This is a genomic window from Nostoc sp. 'Lobaria pulmonaria (5183) cyanobiont', assembly GCF_002949795.1.
In the GTDB taxonomy this organism is placed as follows: Bacteria; Cyanobacteriota; Cyanobacteriia; order Cyanobacteriales; family Nostocaceae; genus Nostoc.
Window position 1 is genome coordinate 2,102,873 of sequence record NZ_CP026692.1, and the last position, 16,792, is coordinate 2,119,664.

General features: G+C 41.8%; 10 protein-coding genes. 7 read left to right on the top strand and 3 right to left on the bottom strand.

Annotation, left to right across the window (positions count from 1 at the left end):
* Positions 1-181 precede the first annotated feature (181 nt).
* The 4 genes from btpA to NLP_RS09055 all read left to right on the top strand — a co-directional run bounded on the left by btpA (position 182) and on the right by NLP_RS09055 (position 5,930).
* The gene (gene btpA, locus NLP_RS09040) at positions 182-1,030 is read left to right on the top strand and encodes a photosystem I biogenesis protein BtpA (RefSeq protein WP_104906110.1); all 849 of its coding nucleotides are present in this window, start codon (positions 182-184) and stop codon (positions 1,028-1,030) included.
* A 106-nt stretch (positions 1,031-1,136) separates the two neighbouring features.
* The gene (locus tag NLP_RS09045) at positions 1,137-2,120 is read left to right on the top strand and encodes a vitamin K epoxide reductase family protein (RefSeq protein WP_104906111.1); all 984 of its coding nucleotides are present in this window, start codon (positions 1,137-1,139) and stop codon (positions 2,118-2,120) included.
* Between the two features lie 623 nt (positions 2,121-2,743).
* The gene (locus tag NLP_RS09050) at positions 2,744-4,948 is read left to right on the top strand and encodes a CHASE2 domain-containing protein (RefSeq protein ID WP_104909817.1); all 2,205 of its coding nucleotides are present in this window, start codon (positions 2,744-2,746) and stop codon (positions 4,946-4,948) included.
* Positions 4,949-5,693: 745 nt separating this feature from the next.
* Entirely contained in the window at positions 5,694-5,930 is a 237-nt protein-coding gene (locus NLP_RS09055) for a hypothetical protein (protein WP_104906112.1), read from the top strand.
* Between the two features lie 269 nt (positions 5,931-6,199).
* Here NLP_RS09055 and nadB read toward each other — a convergent pair whose 3' ends face one another.
* The 3 genes from nadB to NLP_RS09070 all read right to left on the bottom strand — a co-directional run bounded on the left by nadB (position 6,200) and on the right by NLP_RS09070 (position 9,819).
* Positions 6,200-7,876: an L-aspartate oxidase gene (nadB, locus tag NLP_RS09060; RefSeq protein ID WP_104906113.1), complete on the bottom strand. Its 1,677-nt coding sequence runs from the start codon at positions 7,874-7,876 to the stop codon at positions 6,200-6,202.
* A 163-nt stretch (positions 7,877-8,039) separates the two neighbouring features.
* The gene (gene psbU, locus NLP_RS09065) at positions 8,040-8,468 is read right to left on the bottom strand and encodes a photosystem II complex extrinsic protein PsbU (RefSeq protein ID WP_104909818.1); all 429 of its coding nucleotides are present in this window, start codon (positions 8,466-8,468) and stop codon (positions 8,040-8,042) included.
* A 571-nt stretch (positions 8,469-9,039) separates the two neighbouring features.
* On the bottom strand, positions 9,040-9,819 hold the full coding sequence (locus NLP_RS09070) for a DUF3120 domain-containing protein (RefSeq protein WP_199784786.1): 780 nt from the start codon (positions 9,817-9,819) through the stop codon (positions 9,040-9,042).
* A gap of 447 nt (positions 9,820-10,266) precedes the next feature.
* Here NLP_RS09070 and NLP_RS09075 point away from each other — a divergent pair, with 447 nt between their 5' ends.
* From NLP_RS09075 to NLP_RS09085, 3 genes are all read left to right on the top strand, one after another.
* Positions 10,267-11,091, top strand: coding sequence for an undecaprenyl-diphosphate phosphatase (locus NLP_RS09075; protein ID WP_104906114.1), 825 nt, complete (start codon positions 10,267-10,269; stop codon positions 11,089-11,091).
* Positions 11,092-11,368: 277 nt separating this feature from the next.
* A complete protein-coding gene (locus tag NLP_RS09080) occupies positions 11,369-12,694 on the top strand; it encodes a TIGR03279 family radical SAM protein (RefSeq protein ID WP_104906115.1) in 1,326 nt (441 codons plus the stop codon).
* 1,220 nt (positions 12,695-13,914) lie between these two features.
* Entirely contained in the window at positions 13,915-16,719 is a 2,805-nt protein-coding gene (locus tag NLP_RS09085; protein WP_104906116.1) for a glycoside hydrolase family 10 protein, read from the top strand.
* The last annotated feature ends 73 nt before the right edge of the window (positions 16,720-16,792 follow it).

The following is a 16,792-nucleotide window of genomic DNA, read 5'->3' on the forward strand; positions in this document are numbered from 1 at the left end:
TTTGACTAGTTAATGAAAAGTCAAGAGTCAAGGGTCAATAGGAGCCATTCACGTGCGGGGTTTTCCCCGTTGAAGAGCCACCCTTATATAGAGGTTCCCGACCTTCAGGGGAGTGGTGTTGAACTGGCGTTCAATAGTCAAAAAATTCTGGACTCTGGACTCCGCGAGGCGGATTAAAGACGTGGACTTATATCAGATATTTAAAACTCGCTCACCAATTATTGGCGTGGTTCACCTGCTACCACTGCCGACTTCACCCCGTTGGGGAGGTAGCCTAAAAGCAGTGATTGACCGTGCCGAACAAGAAGCCGCAGCCTTAGCAAGTGGAGGGGTTGACGGTCTAATTGTCGAGAATTTTTTCGACGCGCCGTTTACCAAAAACCAAGTCGATCCAGTGGTTGTGAGTGCCATGACCATTGTGGTGCAACGGATACAGAATTTGGTGACTTTACCCATAGGCTTAAATGTATTGCGAAACGATGCCAAAAGTGCAATAGCGATCGCTAGCTGTGTACAGGCGCAATTTATCCGTGTCAACGTCCTCACAGGCGTGATGGCAACCGACCAGGGATTAATTGAGGGAGAAGCCCATCAATTACTCCGCTATCGACGGGAGTTAGGTTCTAATGTTAAAATCCTGGCCGATGTGTTGGTGAAACACGCCCGTCCTTTGAGTTCTCCAAATCTCACAGTCGCCGTGAAAGACACCATTGAAAGGGGTTTAGCAGACGGAGTGATTTTATCGGGCTGGGCTACTGGTAGTCCTCCTAACTTAGAAGATTTGGAACTAGCTTGTGGTGCAGCAAACGGTACGCCAGTGTTCATCGGTAGTGGGGCCAATTGGGAAAATATTGATACATTGATGCAGGCAGCAGATGGTGTAATAGTTTCCAGTTCCCTGAAACGTCATGGACGCATAGAGCAACCAATTGACCCAATTCGCGTTAGCCAATTTGTGGAAGCCGCACGTCGCAATTGGAACTCCAAAGGTGAAAGCAAATCAGCAGAACAAGTGAAATTACATTCTTAGAAAGTGGGGAGTAGCGGGAGCAAGCGAACAATTATTATTCCCAATTCCCGATTCCCGATTCCCGATTCCCGATTCCCGATTCCCGATTCCCGATTTCCTAATATTTATGATTCGCCGCCGTTCTACTCCTTGGATTCATAAATGGTCACGTCCATTGATTGCCGCGATCGCTGGATGTGGTGCCCTGATAACAGGTTATCTGACCATAGAAAAGTTAACTGGAGGCAGTGCCGCTTGTGTGGCACAGGCTGGTGCTAAGGGCTGTAATGATGTGCTTTCCAGTCCTTGGGCAACGGTTTTTGGTCAGCCATTAGCTTTGTTTGGGTTTTTAGCATACACCAGTATGGTGATATTGGCTTTGGCTCCCTTGGTATTCAACTCAGGGGAAAACAATAACCGCAAACAATTGGAAAATTGGACGTGGTGGCTACTGCTGGTAGGTGCGATCGCTATGTCTGTCTTTAGCGGCTACTTAATGTATGTGCTGACATCTCAAATCAAAGCTATTTGTCCTTACTGTATCGGTTCAGCTTTGTTTTCTGTGAGTCTTTTGGTACTAACGATTATCGGTCGGACTTGGGAGGATATTGGACAAATCTTCTTTACCGCCCTGATTGTAGGGATGGTAACGCTGATTGGTACTTTAGGCGTCTATGCTGGCGTGAACCAATCAGATGTTACACCTGGAACTCCTGGACAACCGACAAAAATTACTTTTACTCCCAAGGAAAACCCCAACCCAGCGTTCGGTTGGGAAGTTACCACTACTTCTGGTGAGGCAGAAACAGCCTTAGCACGCCATCTGGCGAAGGTAGGTGCAAAGGAATACAGCGCTTACTGGTGTCCTCACTGTCATGAACAAAAGCTGCTTTTTGGTAAAGAAGCTGAGGAAATAATCAATAATGGTATTAAGGTAGAGTGTGCCCCCGATGGACTCAAAGCTCAACCAGAATTGTGTAAAGCCGCAAAAATTGAAGGTTTCCCCACTTGGATCGTTAATGGTAAAAGCTATAGCGGAGTCCAAAACTTAGAGGAACTAGCGAAAGTTTCTGGTTACACAGGGTCTCGCAACTTCAAGTATTTTAAGTAAAGTACCTACACTGACCTTCAGTAGTTCACACATCATAGTCAACTGGATGAATAAAGTAAAATCTGTTTCCAGTTGGCTTTTTTGTTTTTGGTAATAGATAATAGGTCTTATCCAATGCCCAATTACCAATCTTACTGCGGCTTTTATCTGCAAATACTTAAGCTCAAGGAAATTTGCTAAGTATATTTACTTTAAAAATGTATATTTTAATTTATTTTTATAACACTTGAGAGCCACCTTGGGATGTAATCATGTCAGGCTCGAACCGGAGGTGTATCTGTTAGAAGTTAACGTAATTCTCAGCAAAATACCTAATCTATCGCAAATGTGAGCTTAATTGAGTAAGCTCTACTAGAGAAGGCTTTGAGAGTTAAATTTACTGAACTCACTTCCAACAATATTTATTAATCTGTGCCGATAGCCACAAGAGTCCCAGTTGCCCTTTGGTCAGATAATTGGTCTCAATATATGGTAATACATCACAAATACCACGATGTCTTGATGAACCTTGCTGAGTTGAAAAAATTTTTAGAAACTCTATTTAGCTCCTACTTGAGCTATGTTAGTCCGATAGTTAATAGCTATAGGAAATAAATAATATTTCTGCCTACTAGGTAATGGGAATGAATCAACAGCTAGGCAAGTGTTTTGTAAAGTTAATCTTTAGACTGAAACAATCGCTTAGTCGAGGACACAGAGAATTGATTACTGCGGCCAGCGTTGCAGTTTGTGTCCTGCTTTTGCACTCCATTGGATTATTGCAATCTTTGGAGTTGGCGGCTTTGGATCAATTTTTCCGCTTACGTCCAAATGAACCACCAGAAGAGCGGATTACGATCGTAGTGATTGATGAGACCTATATAAACGAAGTAGGTTCGTGGCCAATTTCAGATGCGAATATTGCCCAGTTGTTGCAAAAATTAAATGTCTACAAACCCCGTGCTATTGGCTTAGATATTTACAGAGATTTACCAGTAGAACCTGGTAAGCAAGAATTGCGTAATACTTATAATTCAATGCCCAACTTGATTGGTATTGAACTACTATCAAAAAACAAAAACCTTAGTGTTCCGCCTCCTCTGGGACTGAATCAGGATCAAGTGGGCTTTAATAACGTGCTGTACGATCTTGATGGTAAAGTGCGTCGCAGTTTGTTGTATTGGCACGTTAAAAATGAAGTACACGAAAGTTTTGCCCTGAAGTTGGGTTTATTGTATTTAAAGTCAAAGGGAATTACTCCTACGAAAGCAAAAAGCAACCCTGAGTATTTGCAATTGGGTAAGGCAGTATTTACTCGTTTTAAGGCTAATGATGGTGCTTATGTGGGAGCTGATGATAAAGGCTACCAAATTTTAAGCAATTTTCCCAAACCTAAATGTCAAACTTCATCTAAGCAACTTTGTAGTTTTCGCCAGGTATCGGTGAGAGATGTACTGGCAGATAAAGTCGAAGCAAACTTAATCAAAGATCGGATTATACTTATTGGCTCCACTGCATCCAGTCTCCAAGATTCTGTATTTATTCCCTACTCCAGCAGTGTAATGGGTATAGCAAAGCCTGAGCCTATACCTGGTATTCAATTGCAGGCTTATTTTATTAGTCAGTTAATCTCTGCTGCTGTTGATGGAAGACCATTACTGAAAGTCTGGCCTGACTTGGTGGAATACTTGTGGGTTTTTGTTTGGTCTTATGTGGGAGCCGTGACGATATGGCGGATACGACACGCAACTAGGAGTTTCTTCTGTATCCTAGTTTCTTGCTTTGTATTGACCGTGAGTGCATACCTTGCTTTCTTGTACGGTTGGTGGATACCTCTCATTCCCTCACTGGTTTGCTTTGGCATTTCAGCTATTTGGATGACTAGTCATATTGCTCACATGCAGCAAGAGTTGAAACGTTCCAAAGAATTTTTGCATCACGTCATCAACACGATTCCCGATCCAATTTTTGTGAAAAATGAACAACACCAGTGGATTGTTTTAAATGAGGCGTATTGTCGATTTATCGGTTATCCAAATAAGTTATTAATTGAAAAGTCAGACTATGACTTTTTCCCAATACATGAAGCTGATGTGTTTCGACAACGGGACGATCTTGTTTTTCGGACTCAGCAAGCCCAGGAACATGAAGAAGAATTTACAAATGCTGATGGACATACTTATCAGATTGCCACTAAGCGATCGCTTCACAAAGACTCAGCTGGCAATTTCTTTTTAGTTGGTGTCATCCGAGATATTACTCAGCGCAAGCTGATGGAAGAACAGCTTAAGCGTAATGCTGCTGAACTATCCCGCTTTAACGATGAATTACAACTCAAAGAAGAGCGCTCACGTTATTTTGCGGATCACGACCCTCTAACCGGTTTACCCAATCGCAAATTTTTTGCCGAAAAACTTTACGAGTCCTTACATTGGGCACAACACAACAACTTATTGCTGGGACTGCTGTTTATCGATCTAGATGGCTTTAAACAAGTCAATGATACTTTAGGACACGAGACAGGCGATCGCTTGCTAATAACTATTGCTGGACGACTCAGCAACTCTTTACGCGCTAGTGATACAGTTTCTCGTTTGGGTGGCGATGAATTTACTGTGATTTTACGGGCAATACCTAATGTCCAAATAGCTGCTAAAGTCGCTGAAAAAATTTTAAACAGTATTTCCAAGCCAATTGTTTTGGACGGCTATCCAATCCGAGTCTCTGCGAGTATTGGCATTAGTGTCTACCCATACAACAGTCAAGACAGTGAAACTTTGATAAAACAAGCAGATGCAGCAATGTACCGTGCCAAGCGCCTGGGTAAAAATCGCTACGAGTTTGCTTAATTAGTCAAAAGTCAAGTTTCCCGATTTTTTTACTTTGGTCACAATTTTTACCTTCAAATTAGAAATTTAGATTGGACATACGTTTAAGGCACCACCTTGAAAAGATATGACATATCTAATACGAGGTAGATTTTTAGCCAAGATGTAGATATGGTAAAGCTTGTGTGGTTTCAGACTAAACCTAACAACTTATATCAGAAAGCAATTAGTCATCAAAGATAATTAAAAAATTTATTTTTAGTTGTAATTATTTTTACAAATAGAATTATACTCGTACTTATGCGCTTATTACGCTGTTTTTTGATGTTTAAAATCTTTATAATTACGACAGATATGTTGTTTTATCTTTACAGATTGTTACTCATCTAAGTCTTAACTATACAATCAAGTAAGTATTATTTCATGTCTTTATGAACCACAAATTTTTTTAACATAGTGTTTATACTTAAAAACATTAAGATATTATTAATAAATAGTGAATTAAGCAAAATCCTCGCAGTTATCTATCAATATATCTAACCTTAGACTGATGTAAAAACCGCTTATTAAAAATACGACTTAAGTATAAAGACTATTTAATATCGTCAAAGTAAGGTTAATCTACAAGCAAATACCACAATGGTTTGTAGGCGATCAGCAATAATTTCATAGAGTTAAAATATTTTTTTAAAAAAGCCTAGTAAATACACGGTGAAAAATAAAAAATGCTTTCTAAAATTAAAAACTAGTAAATTTACGGAGAGTTATGAAAACTAACTTACGAATCACAAAGTTTATGATATTCTGCATAAGTGCTTACATACTGCTACCTAAAATTGCTGCTTGCACAGATATATTCAGTACTGCAAGTGCTAATGCTTTAGGCGCTACTAGCAGTAACACCTTAATCGCCCGCAAGGTCAATTCTCAAAATTTAAAAGACATATATATTCCACCAAATTATGGTGGCCCCGACAGTCATAATGGTAGCGGCACGCGTTGATGGCAATTTTGAATTTTAGATTTTATAGCTGTAGTCAGATATGTTAGGACAGTGTTGATTGCTCAAAGCCTTGAAGCAACTGGGTTTATACTCAGTATGGCTAAACGCACCCCTACCGCTAACAGCACTCAGCACTTTGCTATAAATTGTGGTAAGGCAGCACAATGAGGTAGCTACCGTCTTGAACACACATCCTTAACTTGGCAGTTTATTGCAGGATGTTGTGCTTAAGGTTGCTGAAAACCGTCAAACTCTTTAAGGTAATTTATTCAAGACAATAGTGGAGATTTCCACCAATTATTTGTTTGTACAAGTGTGTGGACTTGCCAACTTGGGTCTGGTTGAGGATAATCTAAACGGAAGTGTCCGCCTCGGCTTTCGGTTCTAAAAGCAGCACTTTTGAGAATTAAATCGGCTACATCTAATAAATTGCGGGTTTCTGCCCAAAGTCCCAATTGGCGTTCAACATCTGGTAGGTCAAAACTAGCGGGTTCTGCTGGACGTAAAGCAAGCAAGAATTGACTTAAAGGCAAGGCAGCGAAATCTTGCTGCCAAGATTCAATAGTAGCGATCGCAGTTTCCAGCCTTGATTGCTCTCGACAAATACCAGCACTTTCCCATACTAAACGCGGTAACTTCTCCCTGAGTGCTTCTAGCTGTGCTTGTTGGATGTGCCACTCACTAGCATCAACATTAAATTCCCGTAACGGCAGCACTGGTGTTTCTGAGGGCAGCCCAATATTTTCTAACTTAATATTAGCCATCTGGGCCCCAAACACAATACATTCCAACAGGGAATTACTAGCAAGGCGATTTGCCCCATGCACACCTGTACTAGCTGTTTCACCTACTGCATACAAACCGGGGATATTAGTGCGATTCATCAGATCCGCAACAATTCCACCCATCCAGTAATGGGCAGCTGGCGCTACAGGAATTGGTTCGTGGAAGACATCAACGCCCCAATGCTGACAAACTTTGACGATGTTAGGAAAGCGGAGACGAATCTTCTCGGCGGGGATGGGGCGCATATCCAACCACACATGGGCAGTAGCCAAATCAAGGGCGGTACGTTGCAAATGGCTGAAAATTGCTCTACTGACCACATCTCTAGGTGCAAGTTCACCCGCAGGGTGGTAGTCAAAGGCAAAACGTCGCCCTTCATTATCGATGAGATGTGCCCCCTCGCCGCGTACAGCTTCGCTGATCAAGAAGCGATCGGCACCAGATTTAGTGAGAGCAGTGGGGTGAAATTGGACAAATTCTAAATCGCGGAGGATAGCCCCAGCACGAGCTGCGATCGCGACCCCATCACCCGTACTTACAGCCGGGTTCGTGGTTTGGGCAAATACCTGACCACCGCCGCCTGTTGCCAGTACCACAGCACCAGCTCTTATCCAGGTAATTTTACCTTGATAAAACAGGCTAATTCCTTGACAACGACCAGTTTCAGGTTCAATCCACAAACTCAAAGCTAAAGCTTGCTGAATGACTTGAATATTTTGGCGACGTAATACTTGGGCGGTGAGGGTGGTAGTAACTTCCCTGCCTGTGGTGTCCGCAGCGTGGAGAACACGGCGGCGAGAATGGGCGGCTTCCAAAGTTAAAGCCAAGGCTTGACCATGACGGTCAAAAGCTACCCCCAAGTTAACTAGGGATTGAATACAGCTAGGGGCATGTTGGGCGAGAAATTCGACAGCGGTGCGATCGCATAAACCTGCACCCGCCTGGATCGTATCTTCAATGTGCAGTGTTGGAGAATCTTCTGGGGCGATCGCTGCGGCAATGCCACCTTGTGCCCAATCACTGGCGGACAAAGCAACGGTTTCTTTGGTAATCAAGCCGACTCGCAAGGATTCTGGCAGACACAGCGATGTGTATAGTCCAGCGGCACCAGCGCCGACTACTAAGACATCAAATTGGCTGGGAATATCTATCTGAGACAAGGTAATGGGGGAGAAAGGGGAGCAGGGGAGAAGGGGAGCAGGGGAGCAGGGAAGATTTTACTTTGTCCCCCTTGTCTCCCTCATTCCCCTCATATTTAATAAAATACTCCCACTCCCTAGAATCAGGAGTGGGCTGCTATTTGCTACATTAACTGCAATTTAGTTATCTGTAGATACCGTTGTTAAAGCGATCGTCTCCTTCATTAAAGGCAGGCTCTAGTTCTGTCACGGTAAATTTCTCAAGGTTGGCTTGCAGGGTTTGTTTTTGGCGATCGCTCAATCCTGGTAGATCCAATATATCCTCTACCTTTTGATAGGGAGCATTGGTGATAATTTTCTTAGCTAGGGTGGGATAAAGCCCTGGAAACTGTTGAAAAGCTCGGACGTTGGTATTATTCAAATCAATTTTTTTACCAAACTCCGTTCCTAGTTTAGCGTCTGCCCGATTCTGCCGCTCAATTGCCAGAACTGGGACTTGGGGAAAAGCAAAACTGTTGAAACTAGCAGCTTGGGCTATTTGAGTTGTTCCCAACCATCCCCAGCAACTAAGTAACAAACTAAACACTGTTAATAAACGCGCCAATCCTTTCACGATTTTTCTACCTCTTTCCATCAAACAGAAATAAAAGTTTTAAGCTAACAACAGTTATTAGTCATTAGTCATTAGTCATTAGTCATACTCTGCGGGAAGCCGTTAATGCCTCTACGTGAGAGCGCCAAGGACGAAGGACAAAGGACAAAGGACAAAAGCTGATAGCTTAGTCAACACAGCAGTCATCAGAAACTAATATACAGCGTATTAATATCCACAATATTTACGGTTACTGGGTTTGACTGTACTTTTGCCAAAAATTTTCATCATGGAAAGAGTACCTGCATAGCTGCAATAGCGTTGCATCCACGATCCCGGTTGTATTCCCAGTGAGATGAAATCTTTTCAGGGTAGCTGATTCTACCTCTGACGCAGACACCAAACTGCACGATTTCTAAGATTGAAAACCTTACCAAAAAAGACTTGATGCTGATGGGTTTTATGTAATATTTCTTAACTAATTAATTATCTACAGCATCATTTTTGATGTGTCGTAGATTGGGCTGGGAAAAGTTTCCAAAACAGAAGCCTACTATACGCTTATTGCAACATATAGTGTCTCCTGCCTGCTTTACGCTGCGATCGCAGCTAACAAAAATAAGCTGTCTACTAAAATTGTGCTTAAAACTGCGCCACCAAAGGCATACCAGTGTCTTTGATTTCGACCTAAAGCTGAAATTCCTACTGTTAATAGCACTACCGCGAGAATTATCGCCCAAGTTTGTCCCCAAGGTGCTTGTACTTGCATGAGAGCATCTTGTAAGATTTGCGGTACTACATCTGCATCTACTCTCATGATTTGCCGCCAATAGGGCATCAAATCTACTATATAAAAATATACATCTGTTAAAACTGTACCGAGTAAAGAACCTAAATAAAACCAGTTACCTACCTTGCCCCAATTCTTCGCCAGACACCAACAAGCAAACGGTAAACCGATAAACTCCACCGGCAGATGCCATAAAGGTTCCCAACGTAACCAGCCCCAGTAAATCGCTCCTGCTAACCAACTCCAGCTAAACCCTAAGAGCAAATCCCCCCAGACATAAGTTGCAGGACGTGACATTAAGGCAAAACTTAGCCATACCCAAAATCCTGTCAGGGCTAAACTCAGACTTGGTAGCGATCGCACTATTGGCGCTTCGACAAATACTGGTACTGATACCAAAAACACAGCCGCCGCAAAGACTAACCAACTTTGTCGGGCAGAACTAGATAAGGGAAGATAGGGAGAAAAGGAGAGTGTAGATTCCAATTGCCTAATACCCTTCAGCCCAGTATCAGCTAAATCCAACTCGGTATCAATAGAAGGGGTAGAAACGCTGTAAGAGGACAGTGTATTATTAATCAAGTTTTTAATATTTGTTACTAAACTTTATCTTATTTAATATATCACACTTTAAAATCCCCCCCTGGGGCATTGTAATTATACTGAAATTTTCAGGAGCCTTGGCGCAAACCAAACAAAACATTCTCTGCCAAAGGAATCCATTAAAGTTGCACTATGTACATTACTGCTCTGTAGTTACTTGTAAGTAGAGGATTACAGACAGGTGAGGGGTAAAATTTAACAGTTAAAAGTGAACTGACATCAGTGGGCTAAATATTAAAGTTTGATGAATTGACAAAATTTCGTTGACTTATTGAGATGGGTGTAAGAACATAGTCAGCGTCTTCGATGATGTTATCGATCAGTAAAATTGAGTTTTCTACAAGATTAGGTGCAATAGAGAGTATATAAAACAACATCATCATCCTAAGAATAATGTCTAAAACACGAAAAAGGTATTAATTGCAAATGGAGTTTATTCAAGCTTTTATTTTGGGTATTGTTCAAGGTATTACAGAGTTTTTGCCAGTCAGCAGTACTGCACATCTTCTGATTTTTACTAAGGTATTTGGTTGGAAAGAACTAGGTTCTAAAGATTTTGTTGATGCAATTCAATTTGGTAGCGTTATCGCAATTGTGGGGTATTTTTGGTCGCTGATTTATAGTATTACCAAAGGTGGAATTGAAGCATTAAAAGCCAAAGACTGGCAACGCGAAGAATGGAAGATTCTTGTCGGTATTGTAGTAGGAACAATGCCTGCTTTAATTTTCGGCTTTCTTTTGAAAGATATTTTACCTGAGAGTGCATTGATTATTGGCATCATGTCAATTATCATGGCACTTATACTAGCTTTAGCAGAAAAACTTGGCACTCGGAAGCGAGGTTTTGAGTCATTGCAGATTCGGGATGGTATTTTGGTTGGATTGGGACAAACACTTGCTTTGATTCCGGGCGTTTCCCGTTCTGGCTCGACTTTGACAACTGCCTTATTTTTAGGATTAGAACGCGCTACAGCCGCGAAATTCTCATTTTTGTTAGGGTTTCCAACTCTTACCATTGCGACGCTGTATAAAAGCTTGAAAATATTCAAGTTGTTTCAAGCTCACCAGTTGCCAGATAACATTGTTGCACTATTAATTGTAGGAATTATTTCAACCTTGATTTTTTCCTACCTATCAATTGCATTTTTGATTAAATACTTAGCAACCAAAAATACTTTGATTTTTGTATGGTATAGATTAGCATTTGGTAGTGCGATCTTACTAGCGATCGCAGCAGGTTGGAAAGGATAATAGTTATTAGTCATTTGTTATTAGTCATTTGTCCTTTATCCAAAGCAAATGACTATAGCGACCGCTCGTTTGTATGCAATACAATCTAACCTCACTTCCATTCCTCTCTCCTAAAAGGAGAGAGGTTTTGAATTTTACTCCCCAACACGAGTAGGGAAGGTGCTGGGGTTAAGTCTGTATTAGACTCAACTAAGAAACGCTATAATGCGCAATACTTCGACTTCTCTACGAGACGCTACGCGAACGCTCAGTACAAGTGCCTAATGCCTCATTCCCCATGACTACCATTCATCCTGCCCGAATTACCAAGGTTCTTCCAGACTCAATAGCCGCAGAGATTGGTTTTGAAGCTGGGGATGCGATCGTTGCAATCAATGGTACACGCCCCCGCGACTTAATTGATTATCAGTTTTTGTGTGCTGATGAAGTCTTGGAATTAGAAGTTTTAGACGCAGCCGGTAAAACTCATAGCCTGGAAATCGAAAAAGATTACGACCAAGACTTGGGGCTAGAATTTGAAACTGCCCTATTTGATGGCTTAATTCAGTGCAATAACCGCTGTCCATTTTGCTTTATCGACCAACAGCCACCAGGTAAGCGCACCAGCTTGTACTTTAAAGACGACGATTACCGCTTAAGCTTTTTGTATGGCTCTTATCTTACCTTGACCAATTTGCCAGAAAGAGAATGGCGGCGGATTGAACAAATGCGCTTATCTCCGTTGTATGTTTCTGTTCATGCCACAGAGGCGGAAGTTAGAATTAGACTGCTGAAAAATCCCCGTGCGGGACAAATCCTGCAACAACTCAAGTGGTTTCAAAAAAGACGGCTACAAATTCATGCTCAAGTGGTTGTTTGTCCTGGTATAAATGATGGCGAACATCTGGAGCAAACCCTAAAAGATTTAGCATCCTTTCATAATGGTGAAGTGCCTGCGGTGGCATCGGTGGCAGTTGTGCCAGTTGGACTGACAAGGTTTCGGCCTCCAGAAGACGAACTCATACCCGTAACTAGAGAAAAAGCCAAAGAAGTGATTTCTCAAGTACGAACACTTTCGCAACAATTCCGGCAAAAGTTTTCCTCTAGCGTCGCTTGGTTAGCTGATGAGTGGTTTTTGATTGCAGGTGAGGAATTACCGAGCGAATCTGAATATGAAGAGTATCCCCAAATTGATAATGGTGTTGGTTCAATTCAGTTGTTTATCAAGCAATTTGCAACTGCTGCAACAGAATTACTACCGCCAAAAGTTTATCCTCAGAGAAAATTAACTTGGGTAGTAGGTAACGCAGTAGAAAACGCCTTTCAACCTATCTTGAAACGATTAAATTCTATTGAAGGTTTAAAAGTAAATATGCGTGCTTTATGCAGCGATTATTGGGGACAGAATATTACTGTCACAGGATTATTAACGGGTCATGATTTGCTGTTGAACTTACAAGGACAAGATTTGGGAGATGGAATTTTACTACCAAATGTAATGCTAAAACATGGGGAATTGGTATTTTTAGATGATATGAGTATTGAAGAATTAGCCTGCAAATTGGAGACAAAAATCTTACCAGTAGGAGGAGTTGAAGATTTAATCAATACCTGTATTCTTTAAGCTTTTTTTGTTGGCTATTTAGTTTATAGCAGTTGGTAGATAAATGAAGTATATATCAAAATCTCTCCTCTAACCCCTATTCTTACCAAGGAGAGGGGTTGCGGGAGAGGTTAAGCTGGAGATCGTTTTTATTAGAAAATACTAGAGATAATTTAACTGCGTTATGCAAGGTCTTTTTGCTTACTACTTTAATACTTACTCCAAGCCTTTGAATCTAAACTCATTTTTGTCGCATCCTAGCATTTGGATTAGGACTTACGCAAAAAACCTCTCTAACTCTTATTCCTTTGTGTTCTCTGCGTTCTCTGTGGTTTTATTTTGCGTGACATGTGCGTAAGTCCTATGGATGTTAAATCCAAAATTAATAAACTTTAATTTGTAAATTTATTGCTTATTTTTCCGTTTAAGTAATTATGAATGCTGTAATTGCGAATGTTGAAATTATTGTCCTCTCCCTAGATAGAAAATGCTGGATAAGCTTCGGATGAATTATTCTTAGCTTAATCCTGGCGATCGCAGTTATTTATTAGCTTCACATCTATCTATAAATGCTACTTTCAAACCTAGAATATCTCTGTTTCAAAAGGTGATTATCAAGGGTAGTAATAAAACCTTTTGCACAAATACAAAATTTGCATCCCCAACCCCTTTACCCAAAATTGGGAGAAGGGGAACCCATTTAAAAGTCCCTCTCCCAAGCTTAAGAGAGGGACTTAGGGTGAGGGCTTTTAATTCATGTAATCTATTCTTTATTTAGTACCGTTCCAAGCAGCACTAGTATTACTTTTTTAACTCACAAAAATCATGAAAAACAGATAATTAAAATAAGAGTGGCATTTTCTCTTTTGAATTTAAGTGAAAACTCTCTGCAATTATGCAAATATCTATGCAGAATTTCCTCAAAAGCTAGTCACCAACTGAATTAAATTCACAATGTAATAGCTAACAATTTCTATAGAATCGCCTGGTGAAGTTGAGTATCCATCTTGGCATTTTTTACTGGTTTTGATAGGCTAGATTGATAAAGGTCATTCACTAAGTACTTTTACGAAAAGCTTATAGAAATCGTATTTGATTTTTGAAAAGCCAAATATTAGCTTTACTTAATCCAGGTAAGAGTCTCAGTAAACCTACCAGGAATCAAACTAGAGTCCTATATTGTGTACTAATGAATTCTGACTAATAACTAAATTAATTAATAATAAAGTGAGGAGTCACTAGTGAACCATCAGGAAAAACGAAAAGATATAAATTTAAAAATTAAAGAAGCTAGAAGATTATTTATTTTAAGTTGTGAAATTGTAGTTTTAAGTTTTTTGAGTATTTTGCCAGTAACGGCGGCGACTGAAGAACCCGTATTGAGTGTAGTGTATGGGCAAGAAAATGCAAATCAATGGAGAGGCATAAGCGATCGCTTACAGACAATAGGGATGAAATATTGTGTAATTTCCCTAAGTGATGTCAAGAGTGGGGGAGATTGGGGCGATCGCCGGGTCTTATTTTTACCAAACGTCGAGACATTAACACCAACTCAAGCGATCGCTCTAGAAGACTGGATGAGTAGGGGAGGGCGTTTGATTGCTAGTGGGCCTGTAGGTAGTTTGTCATCGCCAGGAGTACGGCAGTTATTGCGATCGCTCTTGGGAGGTTATTGGGGATTCAGCCTTAGTGACACAGAACAGATTCAAGCTGCAAAAACCAAGATCCCAGAATGGACAAATCAAACTGGACTCTTTGGTAAAGTGCGCGGGGGTGTTGTGATTCCTAACGATATGGGCACTGAATCTCCTGCTGTTTGGAATTCCAAAGATAATCCGGCCGCAGTAGTGACAACTGAGCGTTCTACCTTTTTAGGCTGGCGCTGGGGAACAGATACAGCCTCAGCAGCTGAGTTAGATAATGCCTGGTTAAAAACTAGTGTCAATCACTATTTGACAGCACTAGCGCCATCAAATCGCACCAAAAAAATAGCAGGAGGTTCCCAAAGTTGCTCTACGACTGTGGCGGCTGCACCCTTAGTGCAGGGGAGCACAGAGGCAGGGGGGCAGAGGGGTAGTTCATCTCCTTTATCTCCCTCATTCACTCCTCCTAAAACTGCGACTGCTCCCATACCTAGACCGCTCCCTATGGTCAAACCCCCAAGTTCTCAGGAGGCTATTGACCAATTAGAACAAGCAGTGCGTTTGGATGTTGCACCTAACTCCAATGAGCCGATTGATCACAACCAAGCGATCGCTCTCCAGCAAGAACTAGAAAATCTGATTGGTCGGGTGGAAAGCGCTCATTTAGCGGTATTAGCTAATGCGGCCAATGTTGGTGAAGCGATATCTGAGGAAAAGCAGTCTTCTAGGCATTTGAACACTTATACCCCTCAATCTCTCAAAGAGCAGCCAACACAATTGGCGTCAACCAAACTGGGGGCGCTAGCCATGAGTAACGAGCAAGCTTTGGCACAGGTAAGGATAATTGCCAAAAACTTACCGCAATTGATTGCCCAAAAAAACTATGCTCTCGCTCGTCAGCAATGGCTGGCCGCTAAAACGACTTTATGGCAGCAGTTTCCTGTCGATCGGAGACTGGCTCAACCAGAAATTCGCGCAGTTTGGTTAGATCGGGGGACGATTGTTCGTGCTGGTAGTAAGGCGGGACTAGCACAGATTTTTGATCGCCTCGCCCAAGCCGGGATTAATACCGTCTTTTTTGAAACTGTTAACGCTGGCTATACAATTTATCCGAGCCAAGTCGCAAAAGAGCAAAACCCATTAATTCGTGGGTGGAACCCACTGGAAGAGGCGGTGAAACTAGCCCATGAGCGAGACATGGAATTACACGCTTGGGTTTGGACTTTTGCTGCTGGCAACCAACGTCATAATGAAATTCTCAACCTTAATCCTAATTATCCAGGGCCAGTACTAGCGGCTCATCCCGATTGGGCAAACTACGATAACCTTGGCAACATGATTCCCGTTGGTCAGACTAAGCCATTCTTCGATCCAGCCAACCCCGAAGTGCGGCAGTATTTGCTTAAGCTGTTTGAGGAAATCGTCACTAAATATAACGTGGATGGTCTACAGCTAGACTACATTCGCTACCCTTTCCAAGACCCATCAGCAGGTCGAACTTATGGCTATGGGAAAGCTGCAAGAGCGCAATTTCAGAAACTTACTGGTGTAGATCCAGTGAATATTTCTCCTAGCCAAGCAGACTTGTGGCAAAAATGGACAACATTTCGCACCGAGCAAGTTGATAGCTTTGTCGCCCAAATATCACAGCAGTTGCGACAAAAGCAACCGAATTTGATTTTGTCGGTTGCAGTATTTCCTTTGCCAGAAATAGAGCGGATTCAGAAAATTCAACAAAATTGGGAAACTTGGGCAAGGCGGGGGGATGTAGATTTAATTGTTCCCATGACTTATGCTCTGGATACTTCTCGGTTTCAACGACTGGCCCAACCCTGGATTGCCTCTAAACAATTAGGAGCTACCTTGTTGGTGCCGGGAATTCGCTTACTTTCTTTGCCAACAATCGGAGCATTCGATCAACTCCAGTTGGTAAGGGACTTGCCAGTTAGTGGTTATGCACTATTTGCCGCAGAGAATTTTAGCAACGATCTCCAAAAACTCTTTAGTAACACCCAAGGTAGAATTCAATCCACAACAAGTGAACCGATTCCTTACCGCCAGCCTTTTCAAACTGCTGCCATCCGTTACACCGCCCTACAACGGGAATGGAAATTTGTTTTCCAAAATGACCAACTACAGAGGTCTGCTGAGAAAATTTCAGATTTTAACAATCAGGCAGAAGTTTTACGCAGTGCTTTAAATCAGCTTGCGGCTTCTCCTTCTGCTAATAAGTTACTCGTGGCAAGAGCCTCTCTAACTCGCTTCCAGTCTCAATTTCGAGTATTGATGAGCCAAGAAATTAAGTCGAATTCCTATCAAGTCAAAGTTTGGGAAAATCGCCTCGTAACTATAGAAAGGCTATTACGTTATGGCGAACGGCGGGTGCAGTTGCGTCCTTTGTAGAAGAGGTAGAGGGGCGGGGAGCAGGGGAGCAGGGGAGTAGAGAGCAAGTTGCAGTAAGTGTTTCCCCTCTGCC